This is a genomic window from Novacetimonas cocois (genome assembly GCF_003311635.1).
Lineage (GTDB): Bacteria > Pseudomonadota > Alphaproteobacteria > Acetobacterales > Acetobacteraceae > Novacetimonas > Novacetimonas cocois.
On sequence record NZ_QEXL01000001.1, the window covers coordinates 58,493 to 81,507 of the forward strand.

Genomic DNA, 23,015 nt, shown 5'->3' on the forward strand with positions numbered 1-23,015 from the left:
TCGATCCTGTTCTGTGCAAAGGAATAAAGCCACTGTCGCAACGTGACAAAAGGGCGCAGCCCCATGCCAGTTTGTCCGGCGTATGTCAAACGATGCGCGCAATGCAATGGGCAGGGGATGTTTTTGTGTCAATATCGGATTGACACCCGACGCAGGAATCCGGAATTGGAGGGGGTATGAAAACAGCCTGTATGTTCCCGCTTCATGATGGTGTGGCGACCCCTGATATGCCTGCCATGACCATCCCTGCCTCGACCTATGTTGCGACCGGCCGGGGGCGGCGGGCATGACCGCGCCGCTGATCATCGCGGTGGACGGCCCGGCGGCGGCGGGCAAGGGCACGCTGGCGCAGCGGCTGGCGCGCGCGCTGGACCTTCCGTATCTTGATACCGGGCTGCTGTATCGCGCGACGGGACGGCGGATGCTGGATGCAGGGCTGGATCCGGCCACCACCGCCGATGATCAGGCCCGCAGGGTCACGCTTGACGACCTGTCGCGCACCGACCTGCGCGTGCCGGAGGTCGACCGCGCCGCCAGCCTTGTCGCGTCGCAGCCGTCCGTGCGGCGTATCCTGGTCGATATCCAGCGCGCCTTCGCCACGCGTCACGGCGCGGTGCTGGACGGGCGGGATATCGGGACGGTGATTTTTCCCGACGCGCGGGTAAAATTGTTCGTGACCGCCTCCCTCGCCGCGCGGGCGCGGCGGCGTTGGGAACAGATGACCGCCGATCCCGACGCCCCGGACCGGGAGGCCCAGATCGCCCGCGTCGCGCATGAGCTGGAGGCCCGTGACGCGGCCGACTCCTCGCGCGCCGTGGCCCCCCTGCGCGCCGCCCCGGATGCCATCCATATCGAGACCGATGACCTGAGCGCGGACGAGGTCCTGGCGGAGGCGCTGCGCATTGTTGCCCGCATGACGCGCTGACGCTTATTTGTGGTATTTGTGGCTGGTATTTCGCCCCTGTCCCCTAGGTTTTTATTGACACGGACGGGTCATCGGGTGTCTGTGCTGTGAAATGTTGCCGTTTCGTCATGCGTGGCGGGACGCGACGTTTTTCATGTTGGCCGTCAGGCATGCCATGACCGTGTCATGGATCGCAGCCGGGCAAGACGTTCCGATCAGGGTCGTACGGGATCATGACGCGGGGCGCAGGATTTTCCGGTCCCTTCCATCGGAATGCGACCGGATGCGGGATTTACAAGTAACTCATGGCTTCAGCCACAACACAGCCTACCGCCGAACATGCGGGTGGCGAGGATTTCGCCGCCCTTCTCGAAGAGACCCTGGGCCGCGATAGCGCGTTTGACGGTTCCGTCGTAACCGGTCGTGTCGTCCGCCTGACGGACGAATTCGCGATCGTCGATGTCGGCCTCAAGAGCGAAGGGCGCGTTGCGCTCAAGGAATTCGGCCCGCCGGGCGTGACCCCCGACGTAAAGCCGGGCGACGTCATCGAACTGTTTGTCGAGCGTTACGAGGATCGTGACGGTTCCATCGTGCTGTCGCGCGAAAAGGCCCGTCGCGAGGAAGCCTGGACGAACCTGGAAAAGGCGTTCGAAAGCAACCAGCGCGTCAACGGCACGATCTATGGCCGCGTCAAGGGTGGCTTCACGGTCGACCTCGGCGGCGCCATGGCGTTCCTGCCCGGCAGCCAGGTCGATATCCGCCCCGTGCGCGACGTCACCCCGCTGATGGGTGTGCCGCAGCCGTTTCAGATCCTGAAGATGGACCGCGCGCGCGGCAACATCGTCGTGTCGCGTCGCGCCGTCCTTGAAGAGACGCGCGCCGAACAGCGCAGCGAGCTGATCCAGGGCCTGAAGGAAGGCATGATCCTCGACGGCGTGGTCAAGAACATCACCGATTACGGTGCGTTCGTGGACCTCGGCGGCGTCGACGGCCTGCTGCATGTCACGGACATCGCGTGGAAGCGCATCAACCACCCGTCCGAGGCCCTGCAGATCGGTCAGCCGGTCCGCGTGCAGGTCATCCGCTTCAACCCCGATACGCAGCGCATCTCGCTGGGCATGAAGCAGCTCGAGGCCGATCCGTGGGAAAACGTGGCGATCAAGTATCCGCCGGGTGCCCGCTATACCGGTCGCGTCACGAACATCACCGATTACGGCGCGTTCGTGGAGCTGGAGCCGGGCGTCGAAGGCCTGGTGCACGTGTCCGAAATGTCCTGGACGAAGAAGAACGTCCATCCGGGCAAGATCGTCGCCACTTCGCAGGAAGTCGACGTCATGGTCCTGGATGTGGACAGCGCGAAGCGCCGCATCTCGCTCGGCCTGAAGCAGGTCCAGCGCAACCCGTGGGAACAGTTCGCCGAGGAACACAAGGTTGGTTCCGTGGTCGAGGGCGAAATCCGCAACATCACGGAATTCGGCCTGTTCATCGGCCTGTCGCCCGACATCGATGGCATGGTCCACATGTCCGACCTGTCGTGGGACGAGCCGGGCGAAGTCGCCATGACGCATTACGAAAAGGGTCAGGTCGTCAAGGCCAAGGTCCTGGACGTGGATGTGGAAAAGGAACGCATCTCGCTTGGCATCAAGCAGCTGCATGAAGATCCGGCGGCCGATACCCTGAGCAAGGTGCAGAAGGGCGCCATCGTGACCTGCATCGTCACGGCGGTTCAGTCCAACGGCATCGAGGTCAAGGTTGACGACGTGCTGACCGGCTTCATCCGTCGCGCCGAGCTGGCCCGTGACAAGGCCGACCAGCGTCCGGAGCGTTTCGCGGTTGGCGAACGCGTCGATGCGAAGATCGTGTCGGTTGACCGCGCGGCCCGCAAGCTGGCGCTGACGATCCGCGGCCGTGAGGTCGAGGAAGACAAGCAGGCGATCACCGACTACGGCTCGTCCGACAGCGGTGCGTCGCTGGGCGATATCCTGGGTGCAGCGATCCGTCGCCGCAACGCCGAAAGCTGATATCGATCCATCCCCTGCCCAACCGGGCGGGGGATACGAAAAGGGCGGTGCCATTCATCTGGCACCGCCCTTTTTTTATCTGTTCCTTACGTGACATCCGCCGCACCGTCTGTGTGCGTGGGAAGCCTGTCCCGATGGGCGGCGTCCCGTAATGCCGCCCGATCGGTGGCGGCACGGGACGCAGGCCCGTCAGGGCAGGGACCGGATCATGGCCCCTTGATGACTTCGGCCATGTCGGCGGGACGCAGCCAGCGGGCAAATGCCTTCTGCACGTCCTGCGCCGTCATTTCGTAATACGCCCTGGCGGCCCTGTTCGCGTTATCCAGCGGCAGTCCCAGACCGCTGAGCTGCAGGTAGCCGGCGGCGATCGAATTCAGGCTGGCCTGTTCGAGCGACAGTTCATGCAGCAGGGCGGACTTTGCCATCGTCAGTTCGTCATCATTAAGGGGATGGGCCTGCATGTCCGCCACGTCCCGGATCGCGGCGTCACGTGCCGGCGCGACCTTGGACGGATCCGCCCCGAACGTGATGGAATAGGCCGCGCGCTGGCGTGCCCATGTCAGGTTGCTGCTGACGGTATAGACATATCCCGTCCGCACCCGCAGATCACGATACAGATGTCCGGAGAAGCCGCCGCCCAGCGCCTCGTTCCCCAGCGCCAGGGCGAAATGTTCCGGATTCTGCGCTGTCAGGCCCAGGCTTTCGGCCAGTACCACGCTGTCCTGCAGGCTGGACTGATCCGGGACCCGCGCGACGGAGGTATGGCTGTCGGGACGGGCGGGCAGGTCCACCTTGGGCATCGGTCCGGTCGCATGCCAGTCGCCGAAGGTCGCGCTAACCATCTCCAGTGCCTTTTGCGGCGTAATGTCACCGGTAACCACGATGGTTGTCATGTCGGGGCGATAGGCCGTCGCGTAAAAATCGCGGCTGTCCTGAAGCGTCAGTTTCATGACCTGCGCCGGGGTCGCCTGGCGCAGTGACGGGTCATGCGGGGGATTTATGGCGGATTTGATCGCCCGCCTGACCAGATAATCCGGTGACTGCAGCAACCCCGCCAGCGACGACGCGGTATTCATCCGCACCACCCCGAACGCCTTTTCGGGGAAGGCGGGATGCAGCACATTGTCCGCCAGCAGGCGCAGGCCCTTTTCAAAGTCCGGCGTCAGGGTGCTGACGCCGAAATGGGACCCGGCATATTCGGTCGCCGCGATATCATCCAGCGCCTTCTGGAAACTGACGCGGTCATAGGTGGTGGTGCCGTACGGGAACAGTTCATCCGTGACGTCGGAAACACCTTCCTTGCCTGCGGGTTCCTCCAGGGCAGAACCGATGCGGATCGAACCGTACAGGCTGATGGTATGGCTGACATGGGCGGGGCGGACGATCAGGCGCAGCCCGTTTGGCAGGGTGAAGCTGGACGGTGCCGGGGTGGGAACCGGCGGCGTCAGCGTCATCAGGTCCTTTTGCGCCCATTGCGGCAGGACGACCGGATGGTCCGGCGATGCGGCAAAGGATTCAGACCCCCCAAAGCCCTTGCCCGCCACCGGATGGCCGGAGGTACGGGGTGTCAGGATCGCGGTGATGGCGTGTGCGGGATCCAGCACCTCCCGCGCAAGGCGATTGACGTCCTCGGGCGTGACGGCGGCATAGGCGCTGGCCAGCGCATCGGGCGAATCGAGTCCCATGACGGCCACCGCTTCGGACCAGCTTTCGGCCAGTCCGGAAATGCTGTTCGCGGCATAGCCCAGCTGCGCCAGTTCCCTGCGCCGCGCCGCATCGACCAGATCCGACGGCACGCCATGCGCGCGCAGCGACGCCAGCGTATCGCGCAGCGTCTGCAACAGGGCGGACGGGTCCTTCCCTGCCGGGAAAGCCGCCAGCGCGATGCCGATCCCGGCATCGGCCTTGGGCGCGTAATCAAAGCCGGCCAGCATCGCCTTGCCTTCGGGGACAAGGTCGTAAAGCGCGCCGCGCTGGCTCGACAGGACATCGGACAGGATCTGGGCTGTGGCGTAATCATGCGCCCGCTGTCCCGGCATGCGGCTGGCGATGGCGATCAGCCCGACGGGATAGTCGGTGGGGAAGCTCAGCATCTGCGGCTGCACCGGGCCGGGTGTTACGGTGGGACGCGCGGGCAGGGTGCGCGCGGGCAGGGCGGAGAAGATGTCACGCACATGCGCCAGCGCCTGATCGGGATCGACATTGCCGGTAATGATCAGGATGGCGTTGTTGGGGGTGTACCAGTCCTGGTAAAAACGGCGCAGCATGGCCGTATCCGTATGATCGAACGACTCGCGTGTTCCCAGCGCGTCATGTTCATAGGGCGTATGGGCGAACAGGATCGACTGCAGGCGCGACAGGTACTGGTATCCGGGGCTGGACAGGTCGCGCGATACCTCCTGTTCTATGGCGCCGCGCTCATGCGTCCATTCCTCTTCCGACAGGGTCAGGCCGTTCATGCGCAACGCCTCGATACGCAGGGCGATATCAAGGTCTTCCGCCGGGGCGGTATAGAAATACTGGGTCGTGTTTTCGGTCGTGTCCGCGTTGTAACTGCCGCCCATCCGCGCGCCGATGGCCGACAGCTGGTCCTTGTCCAGTCCCTTGCTGCCGCGGAACATCATGTGTTCCAGCGCATGCGCCATGCCGGGATAGCCGTCCGGTGCAGCGGCGGATCCGATCAGGTAATTCATTTCCGTCGTGACGACAGGGGCCAGCCGGTCGCGCACGATGATGACCCGCATGCCGTTGGGCAGCGTCGCGCGCACCGGGGTTTCGGTCTGGACCTGCGTGGGGGACGCCGGCGCATGCTGCTCCGGCGATGATGCCCATGCCGGAGTGCAGAGGAAGCTGCTGCCCGCCATAAGCAGGGAAAACAGCGAAGGAAGCAGACATCTGTTCATGACGGACAGGTTATCCCCGTTCTTGCGACCTGACCAGTTCATCCGGGTCCTTGCGTTGCAGTCGATGTCACTTAATGTATGGAAGGACAGCACGACATGCGAAAGGGCGGGCGAATGACGGATGCGCACGCGGATGCCATGCGCGAACGCGTGGCGCGGGTGATGGATGATGCCGTCGCGTCCGGGCGTCTGGTGGGCGCGGTCGTCATCGTGGCGACAGGCGGCCGCGTCGTCCTGCGTCACGCCGTGGGGATGGAGGATCGCGAAGCCGCCGTGCCCATGCGCATCGACAGCCGGTTTCGCCTTGCCTCCCTGACAAAACCGGTGGTGACCGCGCTTGCCCTTGCAATGGCGGAGCGCGGGATGCTGGATCTGGATGATCCCGTTTCCCGCTATCTGCCGTTTTTTCGTCCACGTCTGCCGGATGGGGGGGAAACGGAAATCCCCCTGCATCGACTCCTCAGCCACAGCAGCGGCCTGTCCTACGGCTTCCAGTTCCCGCGCGACGACAATCCTTATGCGCGCGCCGGGGTTTCGGACGGACTGGCGGAACCCGGCCTGTCGTTGCGGGACAATCTGGAACGGCTGGCGGGGGTGCCGCTGATTTTCGCGCCGGGCGCGCGATGGACCTATTCGCTCGGCCTCGATGTCATGGGGGGCGTGCTGGAACAGGCGGGAAATGCCGACCTGCCGGAACTGGTGCACCGTCATATCGGGGCGCGGCTGGGGGGCTGGACGCGGACGGGATTTCACGTCGGTCCCGGCGATACGCTGGCGACCTGTTATGCCGATGCCCGGCCCGTGCCGCTGCGGATGCCCGATTCCTATCGCCTGCCGCGCATCCTGCCCGATGGCAGGGTTTCGGAAATCCACTTCATGCCCGATCGCGTCCGCAACCGTGCGTCCTATCCCTCCGGCGGGGCGGGGATGGTGGGAACGGCGGACGATTTCATGACCTTCATCGAGGCCATACGCGCCGGGGGCGGGCCGATCCTGTCCCCTTCAACGGCCATGCGCTTTGGCGCGAACGCCATTGGCGATGCCCCCATGGGGCCGTTTTTCCGTGGAAAGCGCTTCGGGTTTGGCGGGGTCATCATTACTGATCCCGCCGCAGCGCGCACGCCGCTTTCGGTCGGCAGCTTTACGTGGGGCGGGGTTTACGGGCATCAGTGGACGGTGGACCGGGCATGCGGTATTTCCATCGTGATGCTGAGCAATACCGCGCTTGCCGGCATGATCGGCGCGTATCCCGACGCGGTCGTGCGGGCCGTGTACGGACAATGATCGTGCATGCAAACACGCCATTGCGGCGGCGTCCGCGCCGCATGGCGGGACTGGACTGTTACGGGAACTGCAATGTCTTTTGGTGAACGCGTCAATCAGTTCGATGCATGGCTGCTGGATCGGGTTTTCCAGCCTTTTGCCGATGCGCTGCCCGAACGGGTCTCCGCCATGGATCTGGGCATGAATTTTCAGGTCGGGTCGATCGTCCTGTCGGCGGTGTCCATTTCCGCCCTGCTGATGCTGGAGGGCATGTCGTTCGACAGCGTCGTCACCAACATGCTGGGATGGTGTTTCGAGGTCATCTTCTACATCGGCATACACCGCATGCGCGGGATGGTGCGGCCGGGCTACCTCAATCCCCTGCGCGGGATGCTGGCGGGGATGCGCCCGATTTCGATTCCCTTCGCCTTTTATGCGCTTTATCAGGCAGTTACGGCGGACAGGGCCTATGAACTGGCGTTGTGGTTCAATTCCCTGTCGCAGATCGTGTTCGTCGCCGGGATTTACCTGATTTCATGCCACATGCCCCCGCCGCGCCAGCGGGCGCGTCAGGGCTTTGGCCGGGGGCTTCAGCCCAACGAGACCTGATGGCGCAGCATCATCCCGTCGCGCGCGGGGAAAAGCCGCGCGTGCCTTCAGAAATCGATGCAGCGTCCCTTGACGGCCCAGTCGCCGTAACGGGTGGGTTCCGGTCCCTTGGGGCCGCCACGCTCGTCAGGTTCGGCGGGCTGTTTCAGGACAGCCTTGTCCGCCTCTTCCAGCGCCTTTTCGGATGTCAGGGATGTGGGGGGGAGGGGGTTCTTGTCGCTCATGGGACGAAGTGTTGATCCAATCGCGATGTCCGGCAAGGGCAAAAGGACGTGAGCAGCCGGTCCCATATCATGCCCTGCTTCGCAAAGAGCGTTTCAGCTGTCCCCCACGAAACACCCCATAATCATGAAGAAGTTTTTGGTGAAGCTTTTTTCAAAAAGCTTCGAAGAATGCCGCCTTTCTGAAAAAGGCGACACCCGGAAACGTTTTTAGGAAAATGGGTTTAAACCAGTCGTCCGGCTTATTGATGCTCCGACTGGGCGATGCGCTGCTGGACCGCCATCCGCCATGGGGCATCCGCAGGCGCCGCATCCAGCGCGCGACGGTAAAGGTCCGCCGTCTCGGGCGAGATGTGGCCGCCATCGGCCATTGTCTGCGCCTCTGCCGCGCGGGCGGCGACTTCGGGTTCGAACTTGCTTTCGATGGCCATGCGCCATGCCTGCGCCGCAGCGGCGTAATGGTCGCGCGCGGCCTCGGCCTGTCCCAGCAGCACATATCCCTGGAAGCGGCTGGGATCATCCACTGGCATCTGCCGCAGGCTGTCACGCAGCCTGTTGATCAGGTCGTCGTTGCGATGGTCCGCCTTTTCCGCCGCCACCAGCCGTGGGGCCAGCGGCTGCGCGGGCAGGGAGGGATGGCCGCATGTCAGGTAAAGTCCCAGCGAGACGAGGGGCAGCGCCAGCAGCGCCCCTGAAATCGCCAGCGTGGACGCCCCCTTGCGCACGGGGGGGAGCGGCATGCTGTCGGACCCCAGAAGACGGCGCTGGATTTCCAGCCGGGCGCTGTCATGTTCGGATGGCGCGATCAGCCCTTCGGCAAGGTCGCGGTCCAGTTCGACCATCTGCGCCTGATGCAGGGCAAAGGCGCTTTCGCGTTCATCGCGCAGCAGGGTGGTCCTGCGAAAGGAGATAAGACAGGGCAGCAGCGCAATCACGCTGAGCAGGCAGATACCAATCCAGATCATAATTTTCTCAGCGCGGTCGGGTCAGGTCGTCCAACCGCGCACGCTCTGCGTCGGTCAGGGGCGGGGGGGATGATGTCGTCCTGGGGCGGCGGAACGCGCGCAACGCCACCGCCATGCCCACCAGCAGCGCCAGCATGGGCATCAGCCACAGCAGCAGCGTGCCGGCCGTCAGGGGCGGGCGCAGCCGGATGAAATTGCCATACCGGTCCACCATCCAGTCCATGACCTGCCTGTTGCTTTCACCCTTGGCGACATGTTCGCGCACCACGTGGCGCAGGTCGCGGGCCAGGTCGGCGCTGCTGTCCTCGATCGATTCGTTCTGGCAGACAAGGCAGCGCAGTTGCGAACCGATGGCCTCCGCGCGCTGTTCCTGCGCGGGATCAGGCAGCATTTCGGACGGGTCATCGACCGCGCCCGCCACCAGCGGGGCCAGCATGAAGCACAGGGCCAGCGCGATCAGCGCGCGTCGCAGGATACGGGCTGTCATTGTTTCAGGCGGTCCACCAGTGGCAGGATGGTCGTGCGGATCAGTTCCTCGGTAATCGGGGCTGCGGTGTGCCAGCGTATGATCCCCCCCGGCCCGATCAGGAAGGTTTCCGGCACGCCAGAGACACCCCAGTCGATGGCCGCAAGGCCGTCGCGGTCGGCCGCGATGCGGGCATAGGGATTGCCCGCGCGCTGCACGAAGCCCATGGCGTGCTCCGGCTTGTCCTTGTACGCGATGCCCCAGATCGGCACCTGTGCCTTCAGCGCGTTCAGCGTCGGCATCTCCGCCACGCAGGGAATGCACCATGACGCGAAATAATTGACCAGCACCGGCGTCTTCAGCGCCCGCAGGTCGGCCGCGCCAAAGCCCTGCGACGGGGCCTGGTCCGGCAGGTTGAAGTCCGGCACCGCACGGTTGAGGACCGGCGCGTGAATGTCATGCGGATCGAAGGAGCCGTGCGTCATGCCCGACAGCATCCGCCAGAAGGCCACGCCCGTCGCCCCCGCAAGGACAAGGGGGGTCGCCATCAGCAGCCGCCGCCGCGTGGGGGAGGAGGGGGAAGTGTTGCCGCTCATGCCGGTGTCACCATGTTCGCCGCCTGCGCCCGGCGTGGCGCACCCACGCGCACCCGGCGGTCCGACAGCGACAGGGCGCCGCCAATGGCCATGACAAGCCCGCCCAGCCACATCCACGGCGCCAGCGGGTTGTGATGCAGGCGCAGGACATAGGTGGGGTCCGCATCCGTGCCATGCTTGTCGCCCAGCACGCCATAGGTGTCGGAAATCAGGTTGGTATGGATCGCGACCTCCGTCGTGGTCTGGTGCTGGCTTGCAAATGTCCGCTTGGCCGGATGCAGCGTCGTGATCAGGCGGCCGTTATGGCGTACCTCGATCGTGGCGATCATCGCGTCATAGTTGGGACCCTTCGCATTGCGCACGTCCGTCAGGGTCCACGCATCGCCCGCCAGCATTTCGGTCTGGCCGATATGCACCTCGACAATGCGGTGGCTGGCCTGCGACATGCCGGCAAGGCCAAGGACCGTCACCCCGACGCCCGCATGCGCCAGCGCCGCGCCGAACACCGCGCGCGGCAGGCTGCGCGCGCGCCGGATGCTGGCGGACAGGGGCTGACGGAACAGGCGCAGGCGTTCGATGACGTCGGTCGCGCTGCTGGCGATCACCCATACCGCCATCGCGGTGGCAAGGATGGGCAGGATGTCGCGCATCCGCATGACCGCCACCACCAGCGCCACCAGCGACAGGCCGGCCGCCCACCACAGGCGGCGCAGGACCGGCCACATGTGCGCGCGCTTCCACGGCATCATCGGGCCAAAGCCCATGAACGCCATCAGCGGGATCGCCAGCGGAATGGTGGTCGCGTCAAAGAACGGCTTGCCCACGGATATCGTCTTGCCGAACAGCAGGGACATGAATGGCGGATACATCGTGCCCGTCAGCACCACGGCGCAGATGGAACACAGCAGGATGTTGTTCAGCACCAGCAGCCCCTCGCGCGAGACGGGGGCGAACAGGCCGCCGGTCGTCAGCTGCGGCGCGCGCATGGCAAACAGCAGCAGGGACCCGCCGATGACCAGCGCCAGCAGCCCGAGGATGAAGATGCCGCGTGCCGGGTCGTTGGCGAATGCATGCACGGAATTGAGGATGCCCGAACGCACGAGGAACGTGCCCGACAGGGAGAAGGAGAAGGTGCCGATCGCCAGCAGTACCGTCCAGATCTTCAGTCCCTCGCGCTTTTCGACCACGATGGCCGAATGCACCAGCGCGGTGCCCGTCAGCCACGGGATGAGGGAGGCATTTTCCACCGGGTCCCAGAACCAGTAACCGCCCCAGCCCAGCACGTAGTAAGACCACCATGACCCCAGCGCGATGCCGCAGGTCAGGAAGCACCATGCCGCGACGGCCCACGGGCGCACCCACCGGCCCCATGCCGCGTCGACCCGTCCCTCGATCAGGGCGGCGATGGCAAAGGCAAACGGCACGGCGAAACCGACATAGCCGGTATAGAGAATGGGCGGATGGAACGCGAGGCCGGGATCCTGCAGCAGCGGGTTCATGCCCTGCCCGTCCATCGGCGCGGGCCAGACGCGGGCAAACGGGTTGGAGGTCAGCAGGCAGAACAGTTCGAACCCCGCCGCGACCCCGCCGAGCACCGCGATCACGCGTGCCTGCAACGCCGATGGCAGGTTGCGCCCGAACAGCGCCACAGCGCCCCCGCAGATCGACAGGATCATCGCCCACAGCAGGACCGATCCCTCATGATTGCCCCATACGCCGGTGATCTTGTACAGCAGCGGCTTGTCCACCGCGCTGTTGGCCGCGACGTTCTGGACGGAGAAGTCGTTGGTGATCGCCGCATGGATCAGGCAGGCGAAGGACGTGATCAGGCACAGCATCTGCCCCACCGCCAGGGCGGGGGCAAGGCCCATCAGGCGCGGGTCACGACGCTGTGCCCCGATCAGTGGCAGGATGGCCTGCCCCGCGGCGATTCCGCAGGCCAGCGCAAGGGCGAAATTTCCAAGTTCCGGATTCATGGCTGCTATCAGCTTCCGTGCTGCGTGGGACCGGACGTGTTCGCGGATGCGTCCCTGGCCGTCATGGTGTTCCAGCTTGCGGCGTCGGGGGCCTTGCCGTAACGCGGGTCCCATTTGCCGGTGCGGCGCAGTTCCTCGGCCACTTCCTTGGGCATGTAGGTCTCGTCATGCTTGGCCAGCACCTCGGTCGCGCGCATCGTGCCGTCGGGATTGATCGTGCCCACGGCCACCACGGACTGTCCCTCGCGGAACAGGTCGGGCAGGATGCCTTCGTAACGCACGGTCACGGCGTCCTGTCCGTCGGTGACGTCAAAGATCGCGACAGGCGTATCCTTCACCTTCTCGCGCCGGACGCTGCCGGCCACCACCATGCCGCCCAGGCGGATCGTACGGTCCTTTGGCGGCGGTTTCGCATGGACCTGCGACGGCGCCATGAAAAAGACGATGTTGGAGGAAAACGCGTTCAGCGTCAGCGCGGCCGCCGAACCCAGTCCGATCAGGCACGCGATCACCAGCCACAGCCGGCGCGTCTTGCGCGTCATGCCCGCCGCCCTGCCGTGTTCGCGTTGCGTCCGGGACGTTCGATCGTGGCAAGGCGCGCGCGGGCGCGGCGCAGGCGGATCGCGGCGTTGAGGGAAAGGGTCACGGCCACCACCAGCGTCAGGCCGTAGGCGGCGATGATATAGGGAAGATGTGTCATGCGGCGTTACCGGTGCTGGTGTCCTGACGTCCCCGGTTCGCGGCCAGGGCGGTGCGGATGCGGCTTTCCATCACGGCGGCGCGCAGCCGCGCAAGCACGATGGCCCCGAATCCCAGCGTGAAGCCCAGCGTCACGATCGCCAGTGGCCACAGCATGGAGGTGGACATGGTCGGCGCGCCGGTGACGGTGATGCTGTCGGGCTGGTGCAGGGTATTCCACCACTGGACGCTGAACTTGATGATCGGCAGGTCCACCGCCCCGGCAAGCCCCAGGATCGCGGCGGCGCGGTAACCACGTTGTGGTTCGTCAAACGCGCGAATCAGGGCAATATGACCAAGATAGAGGAAGAACAGAACCAGCACCGATGTCAGCCGCGCGTCCCACACCCACCATGTTCCCCACATGGGCTTGCCCCACAGCGATCCGGTGGCAAGGCATACGGCGGTGATGGAGGCCCCCACGGGACCGATTTCCACGGCGGCAAGATCGGCCAGCGGATGGCGCCACACCAGGGAAAGGAGCGAGCATACCGCCAGCGCCATATATCCTGAGGATGCCAGCCATGCGGTGGGAACATGTACATACATGATCCGTACGCTGTCGCCCTGCTGCCAGTCGGCGGGGGAGAAGAACAGTCCCCACACCAGTCCCGTGACGGACAGCAGCAGCGCGGGCCATGTCAGCCATGGCTGAAGGCGCGCGCCAAGCCGCAGGAAGCGGCCGGGGTTGGCATAGCGATGAAAGAGGTTGCCTGTCCGTGCGGTAAGGCTCTGCGTCGCGTTCAAGGTTAAGTCCATCCGTGCCGTGGGGGCACCCGTCAATAAGGGAAAGGGATCCGCAAAAAACCAGTCTCTTGGCACATCTGCGTGTGCATCTGTTTTCCTGCTCTACACTATCGTGTCAAAAAAGACACGGCCAGTCCTGTCCGGACAATGCGCGGGGCCGAGCCAAAGAGGAGAAAAGCATGCTGTTCGCGATTATTTGTACTGACAAGCCCGGATCCCATGAAACCCGTCAGGCCACCCGCACCCGGCATCTGGCCTATCTTGAAACCTATCGCGAACGGCTGGTCCAGGGGGGGCCGGTCCTTGATGCGGACAACCGTCCGTGCGGCAGTCTTCTGCTGATTGACGTGGCCGACCGCGCCGCGGCGGAAGGGTTCGCCGCGGGCGATCCGTATGCAAAGGCCGACCTGTTCGAAAGCGTCGTCATCCGGCCGTTCCGTTCAGTTTTTCGTGATGGCGCGCGGGTGGAATGAACTACTGGCTGATAAAATCCGAACCTGATGCGTTTTCATGGGACGAACAGGTCGCCAATGGCGTGGAGCCGTGGACAGGCGTGCGCAACCATCAGGCGAAAAAGAACCTGATGGCGATGCAGGTGGATGATCGGGCATTTTTCTACCATTCCAACGTCGGGCGCGAAATCGTGGGCGTGGTGGAGGTCGCGCGCGCGGCCTATCCCGATCCGACCGACCCGCAGGGACGCTGGATCTGTGTCGATGTCCGCACGGTGGGGCCGATGCCCCGTCCGGTCACGCTGGCGGAAATCAAGGCCGATTCCACGCTGGCGGACCTTGCCCTCGTGCGGCAGTCGCGGCTGTCGGTCGTGCCCGTGTCGCAGGCGCACTGGACGCGGCTGTGCCGGATGGGGCGGTGGGACGCGGCCGATGCGACGGACGCGGCATGAGGAAGGCGGCGCGCAGCGGCGTTGCACCGCCTGCCGCGCAGGCCGCCACGCTGCTGCGCGGTCAGGCTTTTTACGCGGGGCGGACCGGCGGCACGCGAATTGCCAAAGGCATGTTATGATGTTCAAAACCACCAGAACGGTCCGCGCGCATGCCGCCTGATGCAGGAGGGCATGGGCGCGGGAACCGGCAGGCACCATCAGGCAAGAGGGCATTGCAATGAGTACAGGTACCGGAAGCGAGTTGGCGCCGATGGCATTGGACAGCACGTCGATGACCGAACTCCAGCAGGCGCTTGAGCGGGTGGAAAGCGGGCGTGGGGTCATTGTCCGCCTTGCCGACCTGATGGGGGGCGCCGTGGGGCAGGCCGCGCGTCTGGGCATGCGCAGCCTCGGGCTGGCGCCGGCGTTTCAGACCAAACTCCAGTCCGTGGCGGAAAGTGCGATCACCCGTGCCTTTGACGTGGCGGTCCTTGGGATGCGCCCGACCGAGGACGCGCGCGCCGAACCCGGTGCCATGGCGCAGTGGCGCGATCCGGCGGTCCGTGCTGCGGTCGCGGTTTCCGGCGCAGTGGGCGGGTTTACTGGCCTGCCCGGCCTTGTGGGGGATGTCGGGTTCACCACCATGACCATCATGCGCGAAATCGCGCGCATCGCCCGTGAACAGGGCGAGGACCTGTCCACTGCCGACGCGCGCACCGCCTGTCTGGAGGTATTCGCCCTGCGCGCGTTCCCGTTCGCCGCGCGCGATCCGGAAAGTGAGCTTGGCTATTTCTCGGCCCGCGCGATGCTGCGGGGACGTCCGGTCGTGATGCTGATCAGCGAGGTCGCGACCCATTACGGGCTGGGCCTGTCACGCAAACTGGCGGTGCAGATGATGCCGGTGGCCGGCGCCCTGTGCGGCGCGTCGCTGAACGCCGCGTTTCTGGCGCATTACCGCGCCGTGGCGCAGGCCCATTTCACCATCCGCCGTCTGGAACGCGAATTCGGGCCCGAAGTGCGCCGCACCGCGCAGGACCTGCGCACCCATGTCGCGGGACAGGCGGAAAACAGCCAGCTCTGACCCCTGCCGCTTCGCCCTCCACCGATTGTCCCCATCCATCCTGCGTCAGCGCGGCCGCAGCCTATTTCGCAGGCGGGGCGGTCACGGGGGGCGGGGGTGGATCGCGGCGCAGGATCTGAAGGACGAGCGTCACGGCCGCGAAAAGCAGGTAGAAGACCTCCAGCGTTTCGCAATAGCCGGCCATGTACGGGAAAATGAGCTCCACCCCGTAGCACAGTGCCGCGAAAATCAGGAATATTCCGGCTATTCCCATGGGAATGTTCCTCCTCAGGCCCTAACGGGCGTCAGCAGCGGACGGCCATGCAGTGCGGCCTCGACATTGTCGAGGGCAAGCATCTCCATGTCGGTGCGTGTCTCCATGGTGGCGCTGCCGATATGCGGCGTGGCAAAGACGTTGGGCAGTTCCAGCAGGCGCGCGTCCGGCGTGGGTTCGTTGCGAAAGACATCCAGCCCCGCCGCCGCCAGGTGCCCGTCGCGCAGGGCGGCGATCAGGGCGTCCTCATCCACCAGCGCGCCGCGCGCGGCATTGATGAAAATCGCCCCGCGTGGCAGCAGGCCCAGCATCCGCGCGTCGATCATCCCGTCCGACGCGGCCGACGCCGGCATGTGCAGCGACAGGATATCGCAATGCGGCAGCATTTCCTCGGGCGTTGCGAAATACCGCGCGCCCTTTTCCTGATCGGGGGGAAGGCGGCGGCGGTTGGAATACAGGATCTTCATGTCGAAGCCCCGGGCGCGCTGCGCCACCGCGCGACCGATCCGTCCCATGCCGATGATCCCCAGCGTCTTGCCCGTCACGCGGCAGCCCAGCATTTCATCCATGGCCAGCCCCCGGCCCCACCCCTTTTTCATCAGCGCGAGGTATTCCGCCGCCCGTCGCGATGCCGCAAGGATCAGCATCAGCGCAAGGTCGGCGTTACAGTCGGTCAGGACATCGGGCGTATTGCTCAGCGCGATGCCGCGCGCGGCGATGGCGGGAATGTCGAGGTGATCGGTGCCGACGCTGACGGTGGCGATGACGCGCACGCACGATGGCAGCCGCGCCACGTCCGCCGCCCGTACCGGCAGGGAGGTGGACACCATGATGGCGTCGGGCTGGAACTGCGCCGCCGCGTCAAGCATCCGGGCCGTCGTCATCTGTGTTTCGGGCACCGGGAAAACGGTAAAATCCTTCTGCGCGCGCGCCATGACGGCTGGCGTCTGGCGCTGCGTCAGAAGCAGGCGGGGACGAGGAGAGGTCATGGTAAAACGTCTTCCCTTGCAGCAGAGTGGGAGATGGCCTGTTGTCTGTAAGGCGGCTCTGGTCCTATGACGCGGTGCACGGTCTGGAACTGGCGTAACGGGAGGGTTATCCGAAGAACATGACGGGTCAAGGGGAAGTGGTGGAGATCACGCCGGATCTGATGATCCGTGCCTATGCGGTCGGGCTGTTTCCCATGGCGCCCGATGCGGACGCCACGGAGCTGGAGTGGTACGACCCGCCGATGCGCGGCATCCTGCCGCTGGATGCCTTTCATGTTCCACGCAGGCTGTACCGGACCGTCATGTCCGACCGCTTTGAAATCGTGTCCGATCGCGATTTCCACGCCACCATCACCGCCTGCGCGCAACCCGCGCCGGGGCGGGAGCAGACATGGATCAATGACCAGATCATCGACCTGTTCTGCCGGCTTCATGACATGGGATACGCCCACAGCGTGGAAACATGGCGCGACGGCAGGCTGGTGGGCGGGCTGTATGGCGTTTCCATCGGCGGGGCATTTTTTGGCGAAAGCATGTTCAGCCGCGAACGCGACGCGTCCAAGGTGGCGCTGGTGCATCTGGTGGCGCGCCTGCGGGTCGGGGGATACGGGCTGCTGGATACGCAGTTCGGCACCGCGCATCTTGCGACCTTTGGCGGGATCGAGATCCCGGCGGGGGATTACAAGCGCCGCCTGCGCCATGCCATCGCCATGCCGGCCTGCTGGCCGGATGATGGGAAAAGTTCCCAAATCGTGGCAGCCATGCGTGCGATCCGCGCCGGAGGTTGACATGACCCGGTCGCCGGGTTTGGGTCAGCGCGAGACGATGATGGGGGAAGCCATGACAGATCCAGTGTTTATGCATGACGGCGCGGCCCGCATCCCCGGCATGCAGGGCGGACGCGTGCGGCGGATGGCGCTGGCCGTTCTGGTGGCATCGGGCGCGGGCTGTGGCATGGCATGGGCGCAGGATCCGTCCCCGCCCGCGGCCCATCCCCCCCTGACCCCGACGCGCGACGTGCAGGTGGATTACGACGTGCAGCCCGACGGCGTGCCGGAACCCAAGAAGGTGCGGACATGGTTCGCCTATAACGGCGGCCTGATGCGAATCGACAGCCCGCAGGGAATGGGCGAGACGATTCTCAACCGCATGAACCGTCAGGTCACGATCATCATCAACCCGCAGAAGATCTACAGCCAGCTCGACGCCCGCTATGGCATCCGCAACCCGTTCCTGCTGGACCTGTCCATGTCGTTTTCGCGCAAGGGTACGTCCAGCGTGGCGGGCGTGTCCTGCACGGAATGGGACGTGCGCACCGATCAGGGCACGGCGGTCGCCTGCGTGACGGATGACGGGGTGATCCTGCGCGAAATCGGGGTCGATGGCGACGGGCTGAAGGGACGGCTGGAGGCGACGCACGTTTCGTATGAACCGATCGCCGACAGCATGTTCCAGCCCCCCGCCGATTACCGGCGCGTCGATCCGCCCCCGCCGCCCGGCAGCCCCTCCGGCACCCCAAAGACATCGGAACAGAAATGAACATCATATCAGGGAAAGACCGTTTCATGGGATTTGCGCGTGGATCGATCGGGACACGGACGGGCAGGGGACGGACAGGCAGGGGGATGATGGGTATCCTCCTGCTGGCATCGGCCGTCATGGTCCATGGTGCGGCGCGCGCCGCCGATGCCGCTGGGGAAAAGCCTGCGGCGGCATCGGCAGGGGAAGCCCCGTTCGTCACGCCGCAGCATGATGTGGACGTGACCTATACGATCTATCCCCCCCATGACGCGCAGGCCACGATGACGCAGCGCATGCGCTGGTCCGAGGCGAAGATGACGCAGCGTATCGACCCGGGGAATACCGGCACCTACATGATTACCGATTACCGGGACAGGACCCTGACCGTGATCGACCCCGACCGGCGCATGAAAACCGTGATCCCCGCGCCGGGCGCGGCTTCGGTCGATCCGTCCCGCCGGGCGGAGGGATCATGGCTGCGTACCGGCAGCGCCACGGTGGCGGGGCATGCCTGCACCCTGTGGCAGACCAGCGATACCGACCAGCGTCCAAGCGAGATCTGCTATACCGATGATGGCGTGATGCTGGAGGTCGTGCGTGACGGCAAGGTGATGGTGGAGGCCACAAGCATTGCCACCACCCCGCAGGATTCAGCCGTTTTCGACGTGCCGTCCGGACTGAAGGAAGTCCACGCCGCCCATCCCTGACCCCCTGCCTGCCGCGGATCGTTGCGCATTATGGCGTGAAAGGGGCGCAGGCTGCCTGCAAATCGCCATGACGGCGCTGTTTCCTGGGTCCTGCGCCGTTATGGCGGGCCGTCACAGGTGGTCCGTTGCTGGCGGCACGGAAACAGGGAGTTTCAGGAACATGCGTGGTTTCATGCGAGCATTGATGGTTGCGCCAGTGGTGGGTGGGCTGATGTTCGCCCTTGTTCCCGCCGCCCAGGCGCATCGTGGCGCGGGGGACGCGTTCGTGGGCGGCCTTGTCGGCGGGATGGTGGGCGGCATGGTCGATGGCGTCATCATGAATGCCTACGGACCGCCGCCTCCTCCGCCCCCTCCGCCACCGCCCCCTCCGATGTATTACAGGCCGCAGCCGCAGGCCTATTATGGACCGCCTCCGCCACCCCCGCCGCCGGGGCCTTACGGGGGTGGGTATTACGGACCGCCGGGATACTGACGAAAGGTGTGACGGCGTAAGGGATCAGCCGTCGCCGCGCAGGGCGTGAACCGCCTTCATCACCGCGGCGACGTGACCCGTGACCTTTACCTTGCGCCATGCCTGCACCAGCCGGCTCTGCCCGTCGATCAGGAAGGTGGCGCGTTCGATTCCCATGTAGGATCGGCCATACATCGATTTTTCGACCCATACGCCATAGGCCTCGGTCACCGCGCCGGTCGTATCCGACGCCAGCGGAAAGGTCAGGTGCTGTGCTGCGGCGAATTTCTCGATGGCGGGCATCGCGTCGCGCGACACGCCGATCACGGTGACGCCTTCGCTGTCCAGTTCACCAAGCGCCTCCTGAAAGCCGCAGGCTTCCTTGGTGCAGCCCGATGTGTTCGCCTTGGGATAGAAATACAGCACGAACGGCTTTCCGCGCAGCATCGACAGGCTGACATGGCGGCCGTGGCTTGCGGGCATGTCGAAATCGGGGACGGGCGCGCCGGGTTCGGGAAAGGTGGGAAGAGACGTCTCGTTCATCATGGAATGCCTTTGGGAAATATCGCGCGGGAAAGGTCGGGGTGCCCGCGCATCATGTCCTGCCGTTTGTGTGGGGCTTTGCGCGGACGTGCAATATCTTCATGCGCAATCAGGTAGTCTGGATGTCCTGCGCGGGTGGCAGGGAGGCGATCAGGCGGCTGAACGCGTCACGCACGTGACAGGCCATGTCGTCCATGCGGGCCAGCATGTCGTCCTCGCTGTCGGCGGCGAGTTCGCGCTGCATGATTTCCATCGCGGCGGGGGGCAGGCGTTCGGGGATTTCGGTGCCCATCAGGATGCGCAGCATGCTCTGCGCCGAACGCCAGAACAGGTCCGCGCGGCGCAGCATCCGCGCGTCAGTGGCCGACAGCATGCCCGCGCGCGCCAGCCGCGTAAACGCGACGCGCGTGCAGGTGGAGCGCACGTCGCGCCGGGTGCACAGCAGTTGCAGTCCCTGCGCGATGAACTCCACTTCCATCAGACCGCCTGCCCGGCGCTTGATATCCCAAGGCCCCTGCGGCGGCAGTTCGCGCATCAGGCGCACCCGCATCGCCCGCACGTCCTCGCGCACCGTGTCGGCGGCGATGTCGCGTCCGTCGTCCGCGCCGCCATCCAGCGCCACGTCGATGGCATCGCGCAGGCGGCGGGCCAGCGCGGGCGGCCCGGCGACGACGCGCGCGCGCGTCAGGGCCATGCGTTCCCATGTCCATGCCGATTCCGCGTGGTAACGCCGGAACGACGCCAGCGACACCGCGACCGGCCCTTTCGACCCCGACGGGCGCAGGCGCATGTCCGCCTCATACAGCGGCCCTTCGGCCCCCGGCGCGGTCAGGGCGGCGATGAAGGCATGCGCCAGCCGTACGAAATACGTCCCCGCCCCCAGCGGTCGCGCGCCGGGTGTGTGCGCGTGGCGCGGCACGACGCTTTCCATCACGTCGTCGGGATGGTCGAACACCAGCATGAGGTCGAGGTCGGATCCGGGCATCATTTCCCGCGATCCGGCCTTGCCCATCGCCACGACCGCCATCGCGCCGCCCGGCACGTGGCCGTGACGCGCGCGATGTTCCGCCGTGACCGTGCGCAGAAGGCCGCGCATCACCGCGTCGGCCATTGCGGTGCGCACCCGCGCGGCGCGGTCCTCGCTCATGCGGTGTTCAAGACGCGCGACGGACAGGCGGAATTCCTCTCCGCAGACAAAACCGCGCAGGACCGGCAGCAGGCGTTCGGTCCCCATGTCCTGCGCCACGTGCTGGCGCACCAGCGCCACGGCGGCGCGCGCGGTGTCATCCGTCGCCTCCGTCGTGCTGGCGTCAAGCAGGCCATCCAGCGCGGAGGGCGCCTGCGCCAGATGGTTGGCAAGGAAGGGGGAACAGTCCAGCACGGTCATGATCCGGTGCACCAGCGCGGGATTGCGTTCCAGCAGCGAGAGGAACTGCACCCCCGCCCATTGCCGTTCCAGCAGCGTGTCGAAACGGCGCAGCACCGTCAGCGGATCGCGCCGCGACCCGATTTCGCGCAATATTCCGGGCAGAAGCCGGTGCAGCAGCATGCGGGCGCGGTCCGAGCGCAGCGCGCGCAGGCGGTTCGTGTTCCACCGTTGCAGGATGGTGCGGGCGTTATCGAGGGTATCGGCAGGGAACCCGGCCTGTTCCAGGCGCTCTCCCACTTCCGCGTCATCGGGGGCGATGGTGTCGTCGGGGTGTCCCGGTTCGGCGAACTGCCGTTCGAATATCCGGCGCGAATGGCGCATGCTCGGCACGATGGCGTGGGCGAGGGCGGGGCCGTCCGCCGCGTTCATGAAGATGGCGAAATGATCGAATCTGTCGGGCGTTTCCGGCAGCCGGTGCGTCTGGTGATCGGCGCGCATCTGCAGCCGGTGTTCGACCTGCCGCATCATGTGATAGTTGCGAGACAGGATTGTGTGCTGTGCATGCGAAATCAGGTCCGCCCGCGCCAGCCGGCGCAGTGCGCCCAGCGTGGTGGGATCGCGCAGGTCCGGTCTGCGGCCGCCCCAGACCAGTTGCAGCGCCTGCGCCACGAACTCCACCTCCCTGATGCCGCCCTGGCCCAGTTTCACGTCATGGCCCAGCAGCCAGTCGCGCATGGCGTCGTCGGAGGCGGGATTTTCCCCACAAAGCGCCAGCAGTCCGCCTTTTCCGGCATTCCGGTGGCGGTCGATGCGTGCTTTCATGTCATGGATGTCGTCGATGACGGCGAAATCAAGGTGCCGTCGCCATATGAAAGGGTGGATGGCGGCCAGGAAACGCTGTCCCGCCGCGATATCGCCAGCGACGGGGCGGGCCTTTATCATGGCGGCGCGTTCCCATGTGCGGCCCATGCTTTCATAATAGGTGATCGCCGTGGGGAAGGACACGGCCATGGGGGTGGCGGATGGATCGGGACGCAGGCGCAGGTCGGTACGGAAAACGTAACCATCTGCATCGCGTGCTTCCATCAGGCCGACAAGGTCGCTAGTCATGCGCACGAAGATACGCCGCAGGTCCTCGTGTTCGGGGTGGCAGGCTGGGTCGTAGAGGACGATCAGGTCGATATCGGAGGAGTAGTTCAGTTCCCGCGCGCCCAATTTTCCCATGGCCAGGACGACAAAGCCGCTGCATCGCGCGGGGTCGTCCGGGTCAGGCAGAACCAGATGGCCTGTATCATGGGCCGTGCGCAGCAGATGTCTGACCGCGAGATGCAGGGTCGTCTCGGCCAGATGGCTGAGGGCGTGCGTCACCTGCTGCAGCGACCATGCGCCCCCGATATCGGCCAGCGCGATGGCCAGCGCCGCATGCCGCTTGGCCGTGCGCAGGACGTGCGCGATGTCGTGGCGGGGCTGCTGTGGCGCCTCCGCGCGCAGGTCCGCCAGGATGTCGGCCATCACGCGTTCGGGGCCTGCGCGCAGCAGGCGGGCGAAGGCATCCGCATCACGTCGCGCCAGATCGGAAAGGTAGGGGCTGTTTCCCCCCATCGCCCGGACCATTGCCGCCACCGTCGGGACCGACAGCACCGCCGCATCCAGCCCATGCCCGGACAGCGCCTTTTCCAGGTCCTCGTGCAGGTGTCCCGCGGCCCGCGCATCGGCCGCCGGGGGCCATGCGCAGTTCCGCCATCCGGGATGAATCTCTCCGGGGCGGGTGTCCGGGGTGACGGGGCGCTGGGACATATGAAACAACCT

25 protein-coding genes are annotated in these 23,015 nt (G+C 65.6%); 12 read left to right on the forward strand and 13 right to left on the reverse strand.

Going from position 1 to position 23,015, the window contains the following annotated elements:
• Positions 1-286 precede the first annotated feature (286 nt).
• Positions 287-925, forward strand: coding sequence for a (d)CMP kinase (cmk, locus tag NJLHNGOC_RS00260; protein ID WP_113594598.1), 639 nt, complete (start codon positions 287-289; stop codon positions 923-925).
• A 284-nt stretch (positions 926-1,209) separates the two neighbouring features.
• The gene (rpsA, locus tag NJLHNGOC_RS00265) at positions 1,210-2,925 is read left to right on the forward strand and encodes a 30S ribosomal protein S1 (RefSeq protein ID WP_110525595.1); all 1,716 of its coding nucleotides are present in this window, start codon (positions 1,210-1,212) and stop codon (positions 2,923-2,925) included.
• Between the two features lie 206 nt (positions 2,926-3,131).
• Here the strand turns inward: rpsA and NJLHNGOC_RS00270 are convergent, their stop codons facing one another.
• Complete coding sequence (locus NJLHNGOC_RS00270; RefSeq protein WP_165837809.1) at positions 3,132-5,828, reverse strand: M16 family metallopeptidase; 2,697 nt, start codon at positions 5,826-5,828, stop codon at positions 3,132-3,134.
• A gap of 114 nt (positions 5,829-5,942) precedes the next feature.
• Here NJLHNGOC_RS00270 and NJLHNGOC_RS00275 point away from each other — a divergent pair, with 114 nt between their 5' ends.
• Together NJLHNGOC_RS00275 and NJLHNGOC_RS00280 are read left to right on the forward strand one after the other, a co-directional pair.
• A complete protein-coding gene (locus NJLHNGOC_RS00275) occupies positions 5,943-7,112 on the forward strand; it encodes a serine hydrolase domain-containing protein (protein WP_113594599.1) in 1,170 nt (389 codons plus the stop codon).
• Between the two features lie 72 nt (positions 7,113-7,184).
• On the forward strand, positions 7,185-7,700 hold the full coding sequence (locus NJLHNGOC_RS00280) for a hypothetical protein (RefSeq protein ID WP_113594600.1): 516 nt from the start codon (positions 7,185-7,187) through the stop codon (positions 7,698-7,700).
• A 47-nt stretch (positions 7,701-7,747) separates the two neighbouring features.
• Here the strand turns inward: NJLHNGOC_RS00280 and NJLHNGOC_RS00285 are convergent, their stop codons facing one another.
• The 8 genes from NJLHNGOC_RS00285 to NJLHNGOC_RS00320 form a co-directional block, all read right to left on the reverse strand.
• The gene (locus NJLHNGOC_RS00285) at positions 7,748-7,924 is read right to left on the reverse strand and encodes a DUF1674 domain-containing protein (RefSeq protein ID WP_113594785.1); all 177 of its coding nucleotides are present in this window, start codon (positions 7,922-7,924) and stop codon (positions 7,748-7,750) included.
• Positions 7,925-8,163: 239 nt separating this feature from the next.
• Entirely contained in the window at positions 8,164-8,886 is a 723-nt protein-coding gene (gene ccmI, locus NJLHNGOC_RS00290) for a c-type cytochrome biogenesis protein CcmI (protein WP_113594601.1), read from the reverse strand.
• 7 nt (positions 8,887-8,893) lie between these two features.
• Entirely contained in the window at positions 8,894-9,373 is a 480-nt protein-coding gene (locus NJLHNGOC_RS00295; protein ID WP_113594602.1) for a cytochrome c-type biogenesis protein, read from the reverse strand.
• Complete coding sequence (locus tag NJLHNGOC_RS00300; protein ID WP_113594603.1) at positions 9,370-9,948, reverse strand: DsbE family thiol:disulfide interchange protein; 579 nt, start codon at positions 9,946-9,948, stop codon at positions 9,370-9,372. Before NJLHNGOC_RS00300 ends, NJLHNGOC_RS00295 begins: the two co-directional genes overlap by 4 nt.
• Positions 9,945-11,924, reverse strand: coding sequence for a heme lyase CcmF/NrfE family subunit (locus tag NJLHNGOC_RS00305; protein WP_113594604.1), 1,980 nt, complete (start codon positions 11,922-11,924; stop codon positions 9,945-9,947). Before NJLHNGOC_RS00305 ends, NJLHNGOC_RS00300 begins: the two co-directional genes overlap by 4 nt.
• An 8-nt stretch (positions 11,925-11,932) precedes the next feature.
• A complete protein-coding gene (gene ccmE / locus NJLHNGOC_RS00310) occupies positions 11,933-12,466 on the reverse strand; it encodes a cytochrome c maturation protein CcmE (protein ID WP_110525619.1) in 534 nt (177 codons plus the stop codon).
• Positions 12,463-12,624, reverse strand: a complete 162-nt coding sequence (gene ccmD / locus NJLHNGOC_RS00315; protein WP_113594605.1) for a heme exporter protein CcmD — start codon at positions 12,622-12,624, stop codon at positions 12,463-12,465. The genes ccmE and ccmD overlap by 4 nt, the downstream gene beginning before the upstream one ends.
• A complete protein-coding gene (locus tag NJLHNGOC_RS00320; protein WP_110525622.1) occupies positions 12,621-13,409 on the reverse strand; it encodes a heme ABC transporter permease in 789 nt (262 codons plus the stop codon). The genes ccmD and NJLHNGOC_RS00320 overlap by 4 nt, the downstream gene beginning before the upstream one ends.
• A gap of 179 nt (positions 13,410-13,588) precedes the next feature.
• Here NJLHNGOC_RS00320 and NJLHNGOC_RS00325 point away from each other — a divergent pair, with 179 nt between their 5' ends.
• The 4 genes from NJLHNGOC_RS00325 (at position 13,589) to NJLHNGOC_RS00335 (ending at position 15,373) form a co-directional block, all read left to right on the forward strand.
• A complete protein-coding gene (locus tag NJLHNGOC_RS00325) occupies positions 13,589-13,882 on the forward strand; it encodes a YciI family protein (protein ID WP_110525625.1) in 294 nt (97 codons plus the stop codon).
• On the forward strand, positions 13,879-14,313 hold the full coding sequence (locus tag NJLHNGOC_RS00330) for an EVE domain-containing protein (RefSeq protein WP_113594606.1): 435 nt from the start codon (positions 13,879-13,881) through the stop codon (positions 14,311-14,313). Before NJLHNGOC_RS00325 ends, NJLHNGOC_RS00330 begins: the two co-directional genes overlap by 4 nt.
• Positions 14,310-14,432 carry a hypothetical protein gene (locus NJLHNGOC_RS16550; protein ID WP_275399371.1) on the forward strand — a complete coding sequence of 41 codons (123 nt, stop codon included), beginning with the start codon at positions 14,310-14,312 and terminating at the stop codon, positions 14,430-14,432. The genes NJLHNGOC_RS00330 and NJLHNGOC_RS16550 overlap by 4 nt, the downstream gene beginning before the upstream one ends.
• Positions 14,433-14,530: 98 nt before the next feature.
• A complete protein-coding gene (locus tag NJLHNGOC_RS00335; RefSeq protein ID WP_113594607.1) occupies positions 14,531-15,373 on the forward strand; it encodes an EcsC family protein in 843 nt (280 codons plus the stop codon).
• A gap of 61 nt (positions 15,374-15,434) precedes the next feature.
• Here the strand turns inward: NJLHNGOC_RS00335 and NJLHNGOC_RS00340 are convergent, their stop codons facing one another.
• Positions 15,435-15,626 (reverse strand): hypothetical protein, encoded by a 192-nt coding sequence (locus tag NJLHNGOC_RS00340; RefSeq protein ID WP_113594608.1) that lies wholly within the window; start codon positions 15,624-15,626, stop codon positions 15,435-15,437.
• Positions 15,627-15,640: 14 nt separating this feature from the next.
• The gene (locus tag NJLHNGOC_RS00345; protein WP_113594609.1) at positions 15,641-16,615 is read right to left on the reverse strand and encodes a 2-hydroxyacid dehydrogenase; all 975 of its coding nucleotides are present in this window, start codon (positions 16,613-16,615) and stop codon (positions 15,641-15,643) included.
• 119 nt (positions 16,616-16,734) lie between these two features.
• Between NJLHNGOC_RS00345 and aat the strand changes: the two genes are divergently transcribed.
• The 4 genes from aat (at position 16,735) to NJLHNGOC_RS15810 (ending at position 19,315) form a co-directional block, all read left to right on the forward strand.
• Positions 16,735-17,403: a leucyl/phenylalanyl-tRNA--protein transferase gene (aat, locus tag NJLHNGOC_RS00350; protein WP_113594610.1), complete on the forward strand. Its 669-nt coding sequence runs from the start codon at positions 16,735-16,737 to the stop codon at positions 17,401-17,403.
• 124 nt (positions 17,404-17,527) lie between these two features.
• Positions 17,528-18,154 (forward strand): hypothetical protein, encoded by a 627-nt coding sequence (locus NJLHNGOC_RS00355; RefSeq protein ID WP_408890400.1) that lies wholly within the window; start codon positions 17,528-17,530, stop codon positions 18,152-18,154.
• 86 nt (positions 18,155-18,240) lie between these two features.
• Entirely contained in the window at positions 18,241-18,843 is a 603-nt protein-coding gene (locus tag NJLHNGOC_RS00360) for a hypothetical protein (RefSeq protein ID WP_239019402.1), read from the forward strand.
• A 172-nt stretch (positions 18,844-19,015) separates the two neighbouring features.
• Positions 19,016-19,315 (forward strand): hypothetical protein, encoded by a 300-nt coding sequence (locus tag NJLHNGOC_RS15810; protein ID WP_408890350.1) that lies wholly within the window; start codon positions 19,016-19,018, stop codon positions 19,313-19,315.
• A gap of 24 nt (positions 19,316-19,339) precedes the next feature.
• Here the strand turns inward: NJLHNGOC_RS15810 and NJLHNGOC_RS00370 are convergent, their stop codons facing one another.
• Both NJLHNGOC_RS00370 and NJLHNGOC_RS00375 read right to left on the reverse strand, forming a co-directional pair.
• Positions 19,340-19,840 carry a peroxiredoxin gene (locus NJLHNGOC_RS00370; RefSeq protein WP_113594612.1) on the reverse strand — a complete coding sequence of 167 codons (501 nt, stop codon included), beginning with the start codon at positions 19,838-19,840 and terminating at the stop codon, positions 19,340-19,342.
• Positions 19,841-19,946: 106 nt separating this feature from the next.
• Entirely contained in the window at positions 19,947-23,003 is a 3,057-nt protein-coding gene (locus NJLHNGOC_RS00375) for a bifunctional [glutamine synthetase] adenylyltransferase/[glutamine synthetase]-adenylyl-L-tyrosine phosphorylase (protein WP_113594613.1), read from the reverse strand.
• Positions 23,004-23,015: the final 12 nt, after the last annotated feature.